The organism is Lentisalinibacter sediminis (genome assembly GCF_040706615.1).
In the GTDB taxonomy this organism is placed as follows: domain Bacteria; phylum Pseudomonadota; class Gammaproteobacteria; order Steroidobacterales; family Woeseiaceae; genus Lentisalinibacter; species Lentisalinibacter sediminis.
This window is the reverse complement of record NZ_JAPDRF010000009.1, coordinates 125978-140940: the sequence shown is the minus strand read 5'-3', so window position 1 is coordinate 140940 and position 14963 is coordinate 125978. Positions and strand designations below refer to the sequence as shown.

The 14963-nt window shown below is 67.2% G+C and carries 14 protein-coding genes; 7 read left to right on the top strand and 7 right to left on the bottom strand.

Annotation, left to right across the window (positions count from 1 at the left end):
• Positions 1-18 precede the first annotated feature (18 nt).
• The 4 genes from ACJMKX_RS17675 to ACJMKX_RS17660 form a co-directional block, all read right to left on the bottom strand.
• Positions 19-369 carry a P-II family nitrogen regulator gene (locus ACJMKX_RS17675; RefSeq protein ID WP_405228311.1) on the bottom strand — a complete coding sequence of 117 codons (351 nt, stop codon included), beginning with the start codon at positions 367-369 and terminating at the stop codon, positions 19-21.
• Positions 359-1195, bottom strand: coding sequence for a DUF1538 domain-containing protein (locus ACJMKX_RS17670; protein ID WP_405228309.1), 837 nt, complete (start codon positions 1193-1195; stop codon positions 359-361). Before ACJMKX_RS17670 ends, ACJMKX_RS17675 begins: the two co-directional genes overlap by 11 nt.
• A complete protein-coding gene (locus tag ACJMKX_RS17665; RefSeq protein WP_405228307.1) occupies positions 1186-1929 on the bottom strand; it encodes a DUF1538 family protein in 744 nt (247 codons plus the stop codon). Before ACJMKX_RS17665 ends, ACJMKX_RS17670 begins: the two co-directional genes overlap by 10 nt.
• A gap of 102 nt (positions 1930-2031) precedes the next feature.
• Positions 2032-2604, bottom strand: coding sequence for a hemerythrin domain-containing protein (locus tag ACJMKX_RS17660; RefSeq protein ID WP_405228304.1), 573 nt, complete (start codon positions 2602-2604; stop codon positions 2032-2034).
• A gap of 207 nt (positions 2605-2811) precedes the next feature.
• Between ACJMKX_RS17660 and ACJMKX_RS17655 the strand changes: the two genes are divergently transcribed.
• A complete protein-coding gene (locus tag ACJMKX_RS17655; protein ID WP_405228402.1) occupies positions 2812-3561 on the top strand; it encodes a TerC family protein in 750 nt (249 codons plus the stop codon).
• 56 nt (positions 3562-3617) lie between these two features.
• Here ACJMKX_RS17655 and ACJMKX_RS17650 read toward each other — a convergent pair whose 3' ends face one another.
• Positions 3618-4319, bottom strand: a complete 702-nt coding sequence (locus ACJMKX_RS17650) for an OmpW/AlkL family protein (protein ID WP_405228302.1) — start codon at positions 4317-4319, stop codon at positions 3618-3620.
• A gap of 228 nt (positions 4320-4547) precedes the next feature.
• Between ACJMKX_RS17650 and ACJMKX_RS17645 the strand changes: the two genes are divergently transcribed.
• Positions 4548-6356 (top strand): ABC transporter ATP-binding protein, encoded by a 1809-nt coding sequence (locus ACJMKX_RS17645; RefSeq protein WP_405228300.1) that lies wholly within the window; start codon positions 4548-4550, stop codon positions 6354-6356.
• Positions 6357-6373: 17 nt separating this feature from the next.
• Positions 6374-7564 carry a M20 aminoacylase family protein gene (locus tag ACJMKX_RS17640; RefSeq protein ID WP_405228298.1) on the top strand — a complete coding sequence of 397 codons (1191 nt, stop codon included), beginning with the start codon at positions 6374-6376 and terminating at the stop codon, positions 7562-7564.
• 4 nt (positions 7565-7568) lie between these two features.
• Here ACJMKX_RS17640 and ACJMKX_RS17635 read toward each other — a convergent pair whose 3' ends face one another.
• Positions 7569-7922, bottom strand: coding sequence for an HPF/RaiA family ribosome-associated protein (locus ACJMKX_RS17635; RefSeq protein WP_405228296.1), 354 nt, complete (start codon positions 7920-7922; stop codon positions 7569-7571).
• 329 nt (positions 7923-8251) lie between these two features.
• On the opposite strand from ACJMKX_RS17635, the gene ACJMKX_RS17630 reads away from it, so the two are divergent.
• Positions 8252-8677 carry a MarR family winged helix-turn-helix transcriptional regulator gene (locus tag ACJMKX_RS17630; protein ID WP_405228293.1) on the top strand — a complete coding sequence of 142 codons (426 nt, stop codon included), beginning with the start codon at positions 8252-8254 and terminating at the stop codon, positions 8675-8677.
• A gap of 18 nt (positions 8678-8695) precedes the next feature.
• On the opposite strand, the gene ACJMKX_RS17625 is transcribed toward ACJMKX_RS17630, so the two are convergent.
• Positions 8696-10408, bottom strand: a complete 1713-nt coding sequence (locus ACJMKX_RS17625; RefSeq protein ID WP_405228291.1) for a L,D-transpeptidase family protein — start codon at positions 10406-10408, stop codon at positions 8696-8698.
• Positions 10409-10587: 179 nt separating this feature from the next.
• Between ACJMKX_RS17625 and ACJMKX_RS17620 the strand changes: the two genes are divergently transcribed.
• From ACJMKX_RS17620 to ACJMKX_RS17610, 3 genes are read left to right on the top strand one after another with little or no spacing between them, the layout of a single operon-like run.
• The gene (locus tag ACJMKX_RS17620; RefSeq protein ID WP_405228289.1) at positions 10588-11145 is read left to right on the top strand and encodes a DUF882 domain-containing protein; all 558 of its coding nucleotides are present in this window, start codon (positions 10588-10590) and stop codon (positions 11143-11145) included.
• Between the two features lie 4 nt (positions 11146-11149).
• Entirely contained in the window at positions 11150-12901 is a 1752-nt protein-coding gene (locus tag ACJMKX_RS17615; protein WP_405228288.1) for an amidohydrolase, read from the top strand.
• A gap of 18 nt (positions 12902-12919) precedes the next feature.
• Complete coding sequence (locus ACJMKX_RS17610) at positions 12920-14935, top strand: tetratricopeptide repeat-containing sulfotransferase family protein (protein WP_405228286.1); 2016 nt, start codon at positions 12920-12922, stop codon at positions 14933-14935.
• The last annotated feature ends 28 nt before the right edge of the window (positions 14936-14963 follow it).

Genomic DNA, 14963 nt, shown 5'->3' with positions numbered 1-14963 from the left:
AGCACGGATTCCTTCCCCTCACAACTGCTCCTCCACTACCTCGGTCAGCTTCTGTGCCTGACTCGTGACGCCCACGGCGTCCTCGACATCGATCTGGATCGCGATACCCGTGCCGGGTTTCTCGTCGAACTCCCCCACCTCGCCGATGTGCTCCAGAATGTGGCGGCTGAGATGCTGCTCCACCAGCATCATGACCACGTCCCGCTGGGTGGAGAGCGTGAGGCCCAGGAAGGTCTTCTTCTCCTTGGAACCCTCGCCCCTCGCGTTGTTGACGACGGTGCAGCCGGTCGCCCCGGCCTCTCTGGCCGCTTCCATGATGGCGTCGGTCTTGTCGTCCTCGACGAAGGCGATGATCAGTTTAAAGTGCATTGCCGTTCTCCTTATCCCGTTTCGCGACGGTCCCGCCGTCGCGCGACTCTTGTTCGTGGCTGGACTGACTGCGGCCCCACAGCTCCGACAGCTGGGCATACGCCAGGACACAGATGATCGGGAACATGCAGGCGAAAGCCACCAGACCGAACCCGTCCAGAAGGGGGCTGCGGCCCGGCACGGATTCGGCAAGGCCGAGGCCCAGCGCCGTTATCAGCGGAACCGTTACCGTGGAGGTCGTGACGCCGCCGGAGTCGTAGGCGAGCGGCACGATCGTGCGCGGCGAGAAATACGTCTGCACCATCAGTATGACGTAGCAGGCGATGATGTAGTAATGCAGCGGCGTGCCGGTCACGATGCGCAGACAGCCGAGCGACACACCGATCGCGACACCGAGGGCCACAGCCACCCTGAGACCCCATGGATGAATGGCTCCGCCCGAGACGTCCCTCGCCTTCAGAGCGACCACCAGCAGCGCCGGCTCGGCCAGCGTGGTGCTGAAGCCGAGGCAGAAGGCGAAGGCGTAGACCCACAGATAGTCGGCCCACTGCACGCCGGAGAGCAGGTTCCCGGCCGTGCCGATGAATTCCGGGGAGGTCAGCTGCTGCGCCATGAGCCGGCCGAGCGGGAACAGGGCCTGCTCCAGCCCGATGAGAAAGCAGCCGAGACCGATGACCACGAGTACGAATCCGACCACGATGCGGTTGCGGTCCGGCATCCGGCCGCCGATGACGAACCACTGGAACAGAAACAGGAACAGTGCGATGGGCGCCACGTCGAGCGCCGTGCCGCCGAGGATCGCCAGGCTGCCCGCGATCAGATCCACTGCAGCATGATCCCGTAGCCCATGACGAAGATGATGGGCGTCAGCGATGCGAACGCGATGAGCCCGAAGCCATCCAGCATGGGGTTACGCCCCTCCAGCGACGAGGCCAGACCGACGCCCAGCGCCGCCACCAGGGGCACCGTGACGGTGGAAGTGGTGACCGCACCGGAATCGTAGGCGATGCCGACGATCTCCGCGGGTGCGAAGATCGTGGCGATCACCACGATGACGTAGCCGCCGATGATCATGGCGGGCAGCGGCCAGCCGGTGATGATGCGCATGACCCCGAGGACCAGCGCGACGCCGACCGCCAGCGCGACGGTCATCCTGAGCCCGGTGGCGTAGCGCGTCTCCGACTCCGGTGTCGCCTCGATGGCGCCCGCCATCGCGGCCACCTCACCGGCCTCGGCCGCCACGGCGATCAGTGCCGGCTCGGCGACGGTCGTGCCGAAGCCGAGCGCGAAAGCGAACGCGATCAGCCAGAAGACGCTGCCCTTGCGGGCCAGCGCGTGGGCCAGATTCTCGCCCACGGGGAAGAGCGCCAGCTTGAGCCCGTAGATGAACAGGGTGAGACCGATGACCACCAGGAGGACGCCGCCGGCGAGCGGCGCGAGCGTCGCCGCCGGCTGACGCAGCACCAGCAGCTCGAACACCGCGATGACCACGACGATGGGAGTCAGGTCGCGCAGACTGTCGCGGAGATCGCGCCCGAGCGCGCGCAGGACATCAAACATGGCGCTGTGCGTTCTCTCCCCTGTTGTCTGCCCTTCTTTCGGCCGTATCGCCGGCCGTCCTGGTTGTCCTTTTCGTCCTGGTCCTCCGGCGGGGCGGCCGCCTCAGTGATCCAGCGAGTCCGCCTCGTTGCGGATGAACTTGTACAGGCTCTCGTAGGAGGACTGCACCGAGGGACCGAAGATCGGGTCGTGGGACTGGTCCGTCTGGCCGGGCAGCGCATCCCAGTCCTCGTCCGCGAGCAGCTCGTCGGCCAGCGTGAAGAGCGCCGCCTCTTCCCAGCGCATATGGTCTCTCAGCTTGCGCACGTAGTCCGCGGCGGCCGCCGCGAGCTCGTCCCGCCGCACCACGGAGCCGGCCTCCACGGCGTCCAGCGCCTCGCGCAGCTCGATGCCGATGCGTCCCAGCTCGTCGTGCTCCGCGAGGATGCCGTCGATGCCGCTCAGCATGTCCGGCGCCACGACCTTCAGCCGATGATAGATGCGGTCCTCCCGCGGATGGTGCACGGAATCGGGATACGACGTCATGTAGCGCATGATGTCATGCGCCAGCTCGTAGTCGGGCTCGAGCCCGTCGGCGATCCGCCGCGTCTCCTTCTCCAGCAGCTGCAGCAGGACGGCGATATTGCGATGGTCGTCCCGCAGCTGGGCGAGGACCGTGGAAACTGGTGTCGGCATAGTTCGTTCCTGACGCGACTTCCCGGAGATGCGTGCGCAACCGGGCCGGCGGAGCCCTTCCCGCCCGAAAACCCATCCTGCGGAGGGCGGCAGGCACAGCCTATTCGGGAATACCACTACCGCCCTGCCGGCGCAACCGTCGGCTTGTGATAACGTCTGGCGCCGACGGGGACAACGCCGCGGAGACTAGCTGTGGAATGGATCACCATGCCGGAGGCCTGGATCGCACTGGCCTCGCTGACGGTGCTCGAGATCGTGCTCGGCATCGACAACATCATCTTCATCTCGGTGCTGGTGGGCCGGCTGCCCGTAGAGCAGCGTCAGCGCGCCCGCATCCTGGGCCTGGGGCTGGCCATGGGCATGCGCATCGTGCTCCTGCTGCTGATCACCTGGATCATGCGGCTGTCGACAGACCTGTTCGAGGTGCTGGGTACCGGCATCTCCGGCCGCGACCTGATCCTGATCGGCGGCGGGCTGTTCCTGCTCGCAAAATCAACGCTGGAGATTCACCACTCGGTGGAGGGCGTGGACGCCGACGAGAAGCAGGTAAAGGCGGCGACCTTCGGCGGAGTCCTTGCGCAGATCGCGATCGTCGACATGGTGTTCTCCCTCGACTCGGTGATCACCGCCGTCGGCATGGCCGACCACCTGGCGGTGATGGTCATCGCCGTTGTCATTGCGGTGGGCGTGATGATGTTCGCGGCCGGCGCCATCGGCCGCTTCGTGGACGAGCATCCCACGGTCAAGATGCTGGCGCTATCTTTCCTGGTGCTGATCGGCACGGCGCTGATCGCCGAAGGCATCGACCTGCACATCCCGAAGGGCTACATCTACTTCGCCATGGCCTTCTCGGTGGGCGTCGAGATGCTGAACCTGAAGGTCAGGAAGAGCCGCCGGCCGGTGGCCCTGCACAAGAGAGTGCCGAAGGAAGAGGAATTCCTGAAGCAGGAAGGCTGAAACGAAAAAGGCCGGGCGTGACAGCCCGGCCTCTTCCCGTCCGATACGTTGTGGTATCAGAACTTGTAGCCCACGTTGATACCGTACACCCAGGGGTCGATCTCGACCGTGCCCAGATCCAGAGTGCCGACGGGGTCGACCGTCAGCTCGGCATCCGTCTCGATGTTGATCCAGCGCACGTCGAAGTTGATCGTCCAGTTCTCGTTCAGGATGAAGTCGGCACCCACCTGAGCGGCGAGACCGAACGACGTGTCGAGATCGAGATCCGCGCCCGTCACGTCGAGACCCGGGTTGAGGGCTTCGACGGTATCGATCAGGGCCTGATCGACGTCTTCGCTGAAGAAGATCGTCATGTTCAGGCCGAGCCCGACGTAAGGCTGGAATGCGCCGTCCGGCAGGAAGTGATACTGCAGCGAGAAGGTCGGCGGCAGGTGATCCGTTTCGGCGATCTTGCCGATGCCCTTGATCTCGATGTCATGGTTGAACGGTGCCGCGGCGAGGACTTCCAGCCCCCAGTTCGGCGAGAAGAAATAGGTGCCGTTGAAGGTCAGCGTCGTACCGCTGTCGACCTCGATCGTCACCGGCGTCGTGCCATCACCTGCCGGCACGGCGGTGTCCAGGTTGTCCGACTTCGGGTCGACTGAGGTCACACCCACACGGAACAGCCAATCGCCTGCCTCATAGGCTTGTGCCGGCCCTGCGATGAGCAGAGACGTACCGAAGCAGACAGCCAGAATTCTTAATGAAGATGCCTTCATCACGAGTCTCCTTGGCCTGATGCAGCGGTCGCAAGCAACCAGACCGCCAATGAATGTTCACGCGACCGACACTATTGTCCGCCGGCCGCTGCAATGGGGGTATACGGATTGTCCTGATAGGACCCTCGAAAATTACTTATTGCGCTGCAGCATCCGCTGAAAGTTCGTCCGGGCGGGGGCTGCGGGTCTGACAGTGCTCCGCTCCTAAGGCCCTGATAAGCTCGCCCGATGAGTGGCGAGGCCAAGAGCTCCTTCCAGGCACTGAAGCGCCTGCTTCATTACGCGCGGGGCTACCGCCGGCGCATCTGGCTGGCCAGCGCCTGCTCCGTGCTGAACAAGCTGTTCGACGTGATGCCGGAAATCCTGATCGGCATCGCCATCGACGTGGTGGTGCGCCAGGAGGACTCCTTCGTGGCCGCGCTCGGCATCACCGAGCCCCGCTCCCAGATGCTGCTGCTCGGCGGGCTGACGCTCGTCATCTGGTTGAGCGAGTCGCTGTTCGAGTACCTGTATCTGATTCTGTGGCGGAATCTGGCCCAGGATCTCCAGCACGCCATGCGCATCGACGCCTACCGGAACGTCCAGGACCTGGACCTGGCCTATTTCGAGGACCAGAGCACGGGCAACCTGGTGGCTATCCTGAACGACGATGTGAACCAGCTCGAGCGCTTCCTGAACGGCGGCGCCAACAATCTTATTCAGGTGGCGACCACGCTGGTGGCGGTGGGCACGGTGTTCTTCGTGGTCTCGCCGCTCATCGCGGTGGTGGCGTTCACGCCCATCCCGGTCATCGTCGTCGGCGCCTTCTACTTCCAGCGCCGCGCGCAGCCCCTCTACGCGGAGGTCCGCGAGCGGGTCGGCGGGCTGGGCTCGCGCCTTGCGGCCAACATCTCGGGCATCGCCACCATCAAGAGCTTCGCCACGGAGCGGCTCGAGGCCGACCGGGTGCGGGCGGACAGCAACGCCTACGTGTCGGCCAACCGCCGCGCCATCGCCGTCAGCTCGGCGTTCATCCCCGTGATCCGCATGGCGATCCTCGCCGGCTTCCTCGCCACCTTCCTGATCGGCGGCTGGATGACCCTGTCCGGCGCCCTGGCCGTCGGCGCCTACGGTGTGCTCGTGTTCCTGACCCAGCGGCTGCTGTGGCCCCTGACCAGCCTGGCGGAGACCGTGGACCTGTACGAGCGGGCCATGGCCTCCTCCCGGCGCATCCTCGATCTGATCGAGGCGCCCGTCGGCATCCGCGATGCCCCGGGAGCCGAGGCCCTCGGGGAGGTGGAAGGCCGCATCACGTTCGAGCACGTGTGGTTCGCCTACGCCGACGGCGAACCGGTGCTCAGGGACATCGACTTCGACATTGCGCCGACCGAAACCGTCGCCTTCGTGGGCCAGACCGGCGCCGGCAAGAGCTCGCTGATCAAGCTTATGCTGCGCTTCTACGAGCCGCGGCAGGGCGAGATCCTGCTGGATGGACGGCCGATCCACGATTTCACGCTGGAGAGCCTGCGCCGGCGCATCGGGCTGGTGAGCCAGGACGTATTCCTGTTCCAGGGCACGGTGCGGGAGAACATCGCCTACGGCGCGCCGGAGGCGAGGGAGGCGGCGATCGTCGAGGCGGCCCGGGCGGCCGAAGCCATGGAATTCATCGAGCGCCTGCCACGGGGTCTGGACACCATCGTGGGCGAGCGCGGGCAGAAACTCTCCGGCGGCCAGCGCCAGCGCCTGTCGCTGGCCAGGGCCTTGGTAAAGGACCCGCCGGTGCTCATCCTGGACGAAGCCACCTCTGCCGTGGACAACGAGACCGAGGCGGCCATCCAGCGTTCGCTGGCGACCATCTCGCACTCGCGCACGACCGTTGTCATCGCCCATCGGCTTTCCACCATCGTGCACGCGGACCGTATCATCGTGCTCGAGCGGGGCCGCATCGCCGAAACCGGCGATCACGCGTCCCTGTTGGCCCGGGGCGGCATCTATGCCAGCCTCTGGGCGGTACAAACCGGACAGGAGGCAGCCGCCCCCGCCGGCCCAATGATCTGACGGAGACGGAATACGGCATGGAACTCCTGGACCGGATACGCGAACGCCAGCAGGCGCTGACCGCCTGGCGCCATCACATTCACGCACACCCGGAACTCGCCTACGAGGAGAAGGCCACCAGTGACTTCGTGGCGGAGAAACTGGCGGGTTTCGGCCTGGAGGTGCACCGCGGCCTCGGGGTGACCGGCGTGGTGGGCACACTCCGTGCCGGCAACTCGGACCGCGCCATCGGCCTCAGGGCCGACATGGATGCGCTGCCCATCCAGGAGCTGAACGAGTTCGAGCACCGCTCCCGCCACCAGGGCCTGATGCACGCCTGCGGCCACGACGGCCACACCACCATGCTGCTGGGCGCGGCGGAGCACCTCGCTGCCAACCCCGACTTCGACGGGGTGGTGCATTTCATCTTCCAGCCCGCCGAGGAAGGCCGGGCCGGCGCAAAGGCGATGATCGAAGACGGACTGTTCGAGCTGTTCCCGGTGGAATCGGTCTACGGCATGCACAACTGGCCCGGGCTGCCCGTCGGAGAGTTCGCGGTGCGCGTCGGCCCCCAGATGGCCGCCTCGGACAAGTTCGAGATCACGGTGCGGGGCCGTGGCGGCCATGCCGCCATGCCCCACCAGACCATCGATCCGGTGGTGACCGCCGCCCACATCATCACCGCGCTGCAGTCGCTGGCCAGCCGCAACACGGAGCCGACCGACTCGGTAGTGGTCTCCGTCACCGTGCTGCGGGGCGGCGAGACCTTCAACGTCATCCCGGACGAGGTGGTGCTGAAGGGCACGGCCCGCACGCTCACGCCCGATTCCCGCGACCGGATCGAACGGGACATCGCGCGCGTGGCCGCCGGCGTGGCGGAAGGCTTCAGCGCCTCGGCCGAGACGACCTACCACCGCACCTACCCGCCCACGGTGAACACGCCGGACGAGGCCGAGTTCGCCGCGCGGGCAGCGGCGGCCGTGGCGGGCGTCGGCAACGTACACCGGGACCTGCCGCCCACCATGGGCGGCGAGGACTTCGCGTTCATGCTGGAGGAGAAACCCGGCTGCTATCTGTGGATCGGCAACGGCCCCGGCGAGGGCGGCTGCATGCTGCACAACGCCCGCTACGACTTCAACGACGAGGCCCTGCCCATCGGCGTCGCCTACTGGGTCAGCCTGGTGGGCGAGTTGCTCGGCGGCAGCGAGCGCGCTTCCCGGGCCGCCTGAACCCTCAGCCCGCCTCCTGCGCGGCGCGGGCCTTGCCGGTCCGCTGGCGGTTGTAGCCCTTCAGCCGGCGCGTCGCCGCTCGGAACGAGTCGTTCACCGCCACGTACGGGTCCTCGTGGGCGTGGTTGTCTTCCTGGGCATGGCTCACGACGATCTCGCGCCCCGGCACGTTGATGTCCACGACGACGTGATAGATCCGCCCCTTGTTCTGGTGCCGGTGCGGCGCCTCCACGGTCACCCGGCACGAGATGATGTCCGAGCATACCTGCTCGAGCTTCTCTGCCTGTTCACGGATGACAGTCTCCAGTGCCGGGGAGCGCGGGATGTCCTTGAAGCGGATTTCGACGGGTATCTGCATTAAGCGACTCCTCTCCGGGTGCCTGTCTCGACTATGCGGCGGGCTCCCCCGGAGCAGCCATCAGTGGAATCCACGATCGTTCCCGCTGCCGACGACGGAGGATATTGGCTGGAGTGCCTCGTCCGGTCGGCACCCCTCTCCCGAGTATCCCGCCCGTGTTTGCCTGTGGGTCGATACTAGCAGCGGCGGTGCCCTCGCGCCCGCTGCAAAGCAGCACGGTTCGCCGGCTTTCGTCGCGCACTGGAAGACCCGGTTACAGGCGCAGCAAGCCGTGATACTATTGACATGCAGATTGTCTTGACGACAAATACTTTGTCAGGAGGCCTGACATGCAGAAACACTTCGACGACCTGTTCCACGAGGTCCGGCTGCTCTTCACCACCCTGATCCACACCGGAGAGCAACTGCACGAAGACTCCGAGATGACCCAGCCCCGCCGGGCGGTGCTCGAACACCTGCTGCGCGAGGGCCCGTCCACGGTGCCGGCCATCGCCCGGGCGCGGCGGGTATCGCGCCAGCACATCCAGGCGCTCGTCAATCCGCTGCTGCACGAGGGCCTGGTCGAGCGGGTGGAGAATCCGGCCCACCGGCGCTCCAAGCTGGTACGGCTGACGGCGGCAGGACAGAAGGTGATCGAGGACATCCGCCGCCACGAGGCCCATCACCTCGACCAGGCGGGCATCGGCGTGTCCGACGACCAGCTCCGCGGCGCAACGGAGGTGTTGCGCCACGTCCGCGAGGCGCTGGAGGCCTGAGCCGGCTCGCCGCGGACCCTACGGCAACAGACTCCCCGAAGCGCCGGGATCGAGCCCGCCGGGGGCGTCGAAGTCGCTGTCCAGCGCTCGCAGCACGGCCGCGTCCCGCTCGTAGACGTCGGGGTAGAAACCGAACTCGCCGCCGGGGCCCATGCCGGCCGTCCAGTACAGGATCATGACGGGAGCCGGGCGCGGCAGGAAGACGGTGCGCGTGAGCCCTGTCGCCACCGCGGCCTCGATCTCCCGCCCCCCCCAGTCCGGATCTCCGTCCAGCAGCAGCGCCGCCAGTTCCAGCGGCCGCTCCACCCGGATACAGCCGGAGCTGAAGCTGCGATCGGCGCTCCGGAACAGCTCCCTGCCCGGCGTGTCGTGCAGATAGACGTTGTACGGGTTGGGCAGGATGAACTTTACCCGCCCGAGGGCGTTGTCGGGGCCTGGCGGCTGGACCAGCTGATAGGGCAGAGCGCCGCTCCGGTACCGGGCCCAGTCGACCGCCTCCGGCGGTATCACACTGCCGTCCGCCGCCACCACCTGCAGGCCCCGCCGGGTCACGGCGGCCGGGTCCGCGATGGCCTCCGGGATAACGTCGTTCTTCAGTACCACCGGAGGCACCGTCCAGGTGGGATTGAAGACGAGATAGACGATCTGCGAGCCGAATACCGGGGTGCGCCGATAGGGTTGCCCGACCACCACCGGCGTCTCCCAGCGAATGTCATCGCCGCGCATCAGGAAGGCGCGGAAACCGGCGATATTCACCAGCAGGTAGTCATGCTCCGGGCGCTCCAGCACCCAGCGGGCCCGGTCCAGGTTCACCCGGAGCTGATCGATGCGGGCGGCCACCGGCACATTCATCGCCGCCAGGGTCAGGGCGCCGACCATCCCGTCCGGCTCCAGCCCGTAGCGACGCTGGAACGCCGCGACGGTGGTTTCGACCGAGTCGTCGTATTGCCAGGGATCCGGCGCGGCCGGCAGCGGGAACTCCGCGGCCAGCCGCGAGCGGACTGCGGCCACCCGCGGATGCCGCATACCGGGCTTCAGCGTCTGCCCCGCCGGGATCGCCTGCCAGCCGCCCGAGTCCGCGATGCCCCGGTAGCGGGCCAGGGCCGCGACCAGTTGCCGGTATGGCGCTCCCCGCTCGAGATTGAAGAACCCGTCCAGGGACTCGGCCGCCAGCGCCGCCTGCAGCGTGGCCACCGGGTCGCCCTCCTCGGTGTCCGGGTGAAAATTCCAGTGAGGATCGAGGCGCGAGGGCTCCACCTTGCCGTAGACGAGGTGATGGGCGAGCCGCGCCAGAGCATCGGTCATGAGCAGATCCCGGTCCGCCCTGCCGTAGGGGTCCGCCTCGGCACCGATTTCGGCGGCATGGCGCTCCAGTACGGCGAGATGATAATCGGCGGGGTTCAGCCCCTCGTCCGCGCTGGCACGCACCAGCGCCAGCAGCTCGCGGCGGCGCTCCGCCTCGAACCACAACGGCCGGAAGCGCCGGGCGGCGTAAAGATCGGGGAGCAGCGCGCGGGCCGCCAGCGGCTCCCCCTCGATCACATACAGCGTCTCCGCCTCGATCTGCTCCAGCCGCTGGCGCAGCCGCTCGCGGACGGCCTGCTCCGCGGAGCCGTGCAGCTCCTGATCCCATGGCGAGGCTCCGGTCCCCGGAGCCGCACCGATCAGCAGCAGAGCCAGCAGCAGCGCTGGCGTAACGGGGAAGCTGATCGGGACGTCGCGGCAGGACACCCCACTATTCTAAACCGGGACCGGCGACACGGAACGGGAACCGCCCGCGGCCTCAACCTGTCGATATTCTTTTCAGTCTGCGCCCGCGTCGTCCATAATCGCCCGTCAAGGCCGATCTTGTGCGAACGGAGTTTGCAGCCAGTATCGGCAACACAATGGGAGAGAGCCCGGGAGAGAACATGGCAGGAGACAGCCGAGACGATGATCATTGCGCCTCGCGGCGCCGGTTTCTGGCAGGCGCCGTAGCAGGGGCCGCGATGCTGGGGCCCTGGAGCCGCGCAGCGGCAGCGCTGGAGACCCGCAGCCTCGCCTTCTCGCACAATCATACCGGCGAGAGGCTGAAGGCCGTCTATTACGAGGGCGGCGAATACCTCCCCGACGCCCTGGAAGAGATCAACCATCTGCTGCGCGATTTCCGCACCGGCGAAGTATGGGAGATGGACGTCGGGCTACTGGACACCCTGGCCGACCTGCGGTCCCTGACGGGCAGCACGGCCGAGTTCCAGATCATCTCCGGCTACCGTTCGCCGAAGACCAACGCCATGCTGCGCAGCGCGAGCTCGGGCGTGGCGAAGCGCAGCCTGCACATGCAGGGCCGCGCCATCGACGTCCGGCTCTCCGGCTACGACACAGCGAAGCTACGCAAGGCCGCGATGAGCCTGCGCCGGGGCGGCGTTGGCTACTACGCCCGTTCGGACTTCCTGCATATGGATACCGGCCGCGTACGGAGCTGGTAGGCCGATGCGCGCGACGCTTCTGGCGGCGGCGCTCCTGCTCCTCCAGGTTGGCTGCGCGGAGCGCCCGGCTGGTGAGGCCGCAGGGGAGGCCCCCGGCGTGGAGCCCGCGGACATCGTCTTCACGGGCGGCGCCATTCATATTGCGGACGAAAATCGCAGCCGTGCCGAGGCGGTGGCCGTCCGCGGCGACACCATCGTCGCGGTGGGCGGCGTCGGGGAGGTAAGCGCCTGGATCGGTAACGCCACCCGCGTGGTGGACCTGGATGGCCGCACCGTCCTGCCCGGTTTTCACGATGCCCACATGCACCCGATCACCGGTGGCGAGATGCTGCTCGGCTGCTCCCTGTTCGGGCTCACGACCCGGGATGCCATCCTCGCGAAGGTCGCCGAGTGCGTGGCGGAGAGCGACGAGGAGTGGGTGATCGGCGAGAACTTCGACCTGGCCGCCTTCCCCGGCGGTAACCCCCACAAGTCGCTGCTGGACGAGATCGCCCCCGATCGCTACGTCTACCTGCGCGGCACCGACGGCCACAACGACCTCGCCAATTCGAAGGTCCTCGAACTGGCCGGCATCACGGCGGAGACGCCGGATCCGCCCAAAGGCGTCATCGAACGCGACCCCGAGACCGGCGCGCCGACCGGCATGCTGCGCGAGACGGCACGGGCACCGGTGGAGGCGCTGTTGCCGGAGACCACGTTCGAGGACCGCGTAGCGGCACTCGAGGCGACGCTCGCGGAGACGACCCGCTACGGCATCACCTCCCTCGTCGACGCCTGGACGGGCGTGCCCGACTGGGAGGTGTATCGGGCGGTCGCCGAGGCAGGCGGGCTCGATGCCCGGGTGAAGGCCTCGCTCACCTACGGCGTCAACGCCAAACACCAGGGCGAGGAATGGGAGTCCGCTCTCGCCAGACGGGACGAGTTCACCGGCGAGCGCTTCTCGGTGAGTTCGGTGAAATTCTTCGTCGACGGCGTGCTGGAGGGCGAGACCGCCGCCCTGGTCGAGCCCTACACGGGGATGGACCATCGCGGCGTCCTCAATTTCGAGAGCGACGAACTCAAGGAGGCGGTCACGCGCTTCGATGCCATGGGTCTGCAGATCCACATGCACGCCATCGGCGACCTGGCCGTGCGCGAGGGGCTGGACGCCATCGAGGCCGCGCGCAAGACCAACGGCGACACCGGCAACCGCCATCACATCACACACCTGCAGCTGGTCCACCCCGACGATATACCCCGCTTCGCAGAACTCGGCGTCGCCGCCAGTTTCCAGGCGCTGTGGGCGTATCCGGACGCGTGGATCATGGAGATCAACCTGCCGGTCGTTGGCCCGCAACGCGTGCAGCGCATGTATCCCATCGGCAGCATCCACCGCGCCGGTGGCACGATCGTCGGCTCGAGCGACTGGGCCGTGTCCTCGATGAACCCGCTGGAGGCCATCGAGACCGCGATCACCCGGCAGGATGCCTCCGGCCAGGTCGAAGGCACGCTGAACGCGGACGAAGCCGTGGATCTCGCCACAATGCTCGACGCGTACACCCGCAACGCCGCGCGGTTGCTGGGCCACGACGACATCACCGGCTCCATCGAAACCGGCAAGCGGGCGGACATCGTGGTACTCGACCGGGATATCTTCGCGATCCCGGCGGAGGAGCTGAGCGAGGTCCGGGTGGACATGACGCTGCTCGACGGCAGGATCGTCTACGAGCGCGAGGAAGCGCCGGTCGCAGGCGCGCTGGCGGAGAACGGCAACTGAGCACGAGGGTCCGCAACCATGGCTGAGAGCAGCCGCTCCGGCATCGCCGCGCCGCGGGCCACGTTTCACCAGGCCATCCGGTTGCTGAACGGCGGCGACGCCGAAGGCGCGATTGCGGTCTGCCGGGAAGCGCTGGCGGAGGACCCGGACAACATCAACTTCACCGCCCTCATGGGCGCGATCCTGCTGAAGGCACGTCGTGTCGACGAGGCCGAGGAGCAGCTGCGCCGCGCCATCGCTCTCGCGCCGTCGTTCGCCAAGCCCCACGAGGATCTCGGCCTGTTGCTGCTCCAGCAGCGGCGCAATGAGGAGGCCGAGGAGATGTTGCGCCGTGCCGTCACTCTCGACCCCGACCTGGAGCAGGCGCATTTCCATCTCGGCCGTGCGCTGCTCGCGAATGGCAAGAGTGGCGAGGCCGACGAGGCGTTCGAGCGCTGTTTCGCGCTGAACCCGGAGAAGCGGCGCCTCGCGGAGGCTGCCCGTCTGCACCGCTCGGGCAAGGTGGAGGAAGCCGAACGGCTGTATCGCCGCGTGCTGAAGGACAACCCGGAGAGCGTCACGGCGCTGCGGCTGCTGGGCGTGATAGCGATGCAATCCGGTCACCCGGAGAATGCCGAAGAACTGCTGTCGAAGGCGGTACGGCTGGCGCCGGACTTCACTGGCGCGATCATCGACCTGGGGCGCCTGCACCAGGACCAGCACCGCCTCGCCGAGGCCATCGAGTGCTTCGAGAAGGCCGTCGAGACGGATCCGCGCAGCTCCCACGCCCACTTCCTGCTGGCGGCCGCGCTGGCGCCCGCGGCCCGCACTGCCGCGGCCGCTGCGGCCTACCGGCGCGCGATCGAGCTGAAGCCCGAACATGCGGGCGCGTGGCTCGGCCTCGGCCACACGCTGAAGACCCTGGGCCGCCAGCCCGAAGCGATCGAGGCTTATCGGGAGTGCATCCGTCTGAAGCCCGCCAACGGCGAGTCCTGGTGGAGCCTGGCCAACCTGAAGACCTATCCGCTGGGAGACGAGGACATACAGGCGATGGAAGCGGCGCTGGAGACGCCGGAGCTGAACGAGCAATCCGAGGTCAACTTCCTCTTCGCCCTGGCCAAGGCCTGGGAGGACCGCGAAGACTACGACCGTGCCTGGCATTACTACGACAAGGGCAACCGCCGCCAGCGCATGCGGGAGAACTACGACCCCGTGCAGACCGAGGTGAACAACGACGCGATCGCCGAGGTCTTCTCGGAGGAGTTCCTGGCCGTCAACGAGGGCATCGGCTGCGAGGACCCGGCGCCAATCTTCATCGTCGGCCTGCCGCGCTCCGGCTCCACGTTGATCGAGCAGATACTGGCGAGCCACAGTCAGGTGGAAGGCACGGCGGAGCTGCCCTATCTCGGCCGCGTCGCCACGAGCCTGAATCGCAACCGCGCCGACGGCGTGAATTACCCCCAGGCCGTGCGCGAACTGAAGGGTCCGAACTTCGAGGCCCTGGGCCGCCGTTATCTGGCGCATGCCTCGCTGCATCGGGTGGAGGGCCTGCCCCGCTTCATCGACAAAATGCCGAACAACTTCCCGAACGTCGGCTTCGCGCAGCTGATCCTGCCGCGGGCGAAGATCATCGATGCCCGGCGCCACCCCATGGACTCCTGTCTGAGCTGCTATCGCCAGCTGTTCGCCCGCGGTCAGACTTTCACCTACGATCTCACCGAGATCGGCGAATATTTCCTGCAGTATCAGCGCATGATGGACCACTGGCACGCCGTCCTGCCCGGGCGCGTGCTCACGGTCCAGTACGAGGAGCTGGTGAGCGACTTCGACAACCAGGTGCGCCGCCTGCTCGACTTTTGCGAGCTGCCGTGGGAAGACGCCTGCCTGAACTTCCACGAGACGGACCGCCCGGTCCGTACCGCGAGCTCCGAACAGGTCCGTCAGCCAATCTATCGGGGCGCCGTCGGTTTCTGGCGCCGCTACGAGCAGCACCTCGACGAGCTGGCCGAGGTACTGGAGCCGGTCCTCGGACGCTACGAGGATTACGCCGGCTGAGATGGCCGGCCGGCCCCACCCGCCGGCG

What these genes read in the sequence shown, in the direction of transcription:
- ACJMKX_RS17650 (WP_405228302.1), bottom strand. Translation starts at nt 4,319, where the DNA reads ATGAAGGCATCTTCATTAAGAATTCTGGCTGTCTGCTTCGGTACGTCT.
- ACJMKX_RS17640 (WP_405228298.1), top strand. Translation starts at nt 6,374, where the DNA reads ATGGAACTCCTGGACCGGATACGCGAACGCCAGCAGGCGCTGACCGCC.
- ACJMKX_RS17660 (WP_405228304.1), bottom strand. Translation starts at nt 2,604, where the DNA reads ATGCCGACACCAGTTTCCACGGTCCTCGCCCAGCTGCGGGACGACCAT.
- ACJMKX_RS17620 (WP_405228289.1), top strand. Translation starts at nt 10,588, where the DNA reads ATGGCAGGAGACAGCCGAGACGATGATCATTGCGCCTCGCGGCGCCGG.
- ACJMKX_RS17630 (WP_405228293.1), top strand. Translation starts at nt 8,252, where the DNA reads ATGCAGAAACACTTCGACGACCTGTTCCACGAGGTCCGGCTGCTCTTC.
- ACJMKX_RS17655 (WP_405228402.1), top strand. Translation starts at nt 2,812, where the DNA reads ATGCCGGAGGCCTGGATCGCACTGGCCTCGCTGACGGTGCTCGAGATC.
- ACJMKX_RS17675 (WP_405228311.1), bottom strand. Translation starts at nt 369, where the DNA reads ATGCACTTTAAACTGATCATCGCCTTCGTCGAGGACGACAAGACCGAC.
- ACJMKX_RS17615 (WP_405228288.1), top strand. Translation starts at nt 11,150, where the DNA reads ATGCGCGCGACGCTTCTGGCGGCGGCGCTCCTGCTCCTCCAGGTTGGC.
- ACJMKX_RS17645 (WP_405228300.1), top strand. Translation starts at nt 4,548, where the DNA reads ATGAGTGGCGAGGCCAAGAGCTCCTTCCAGGCACTGAAGCGCCTGCTT.
- ACJMKX_RS17610 (WP_405228286.1), top strand. Translation starts at nt 12,920, where the DNA reads ATGGCTGAGAGCAGCCGCTCCGGCATCGCCGCGCCGCGGGCCACGTTT.
- ACJMKX_RS17665 (WP_405228307.1), bottom strand. Translation starts at nt 1,929, where the DNA reads ATGTTTGATGTCCTGCGCGCGCTCGGGCGCGATCTCCGCGACAGTCTG.
- ACJMKX_RS17635 (WP_405228296.1), bottom strand. Translation starts at nt 7,922, where the DNA reads ATGCAGATACCCGTCGAAATCCGCTTCAAGGACATCCCGCGCTCCCCG.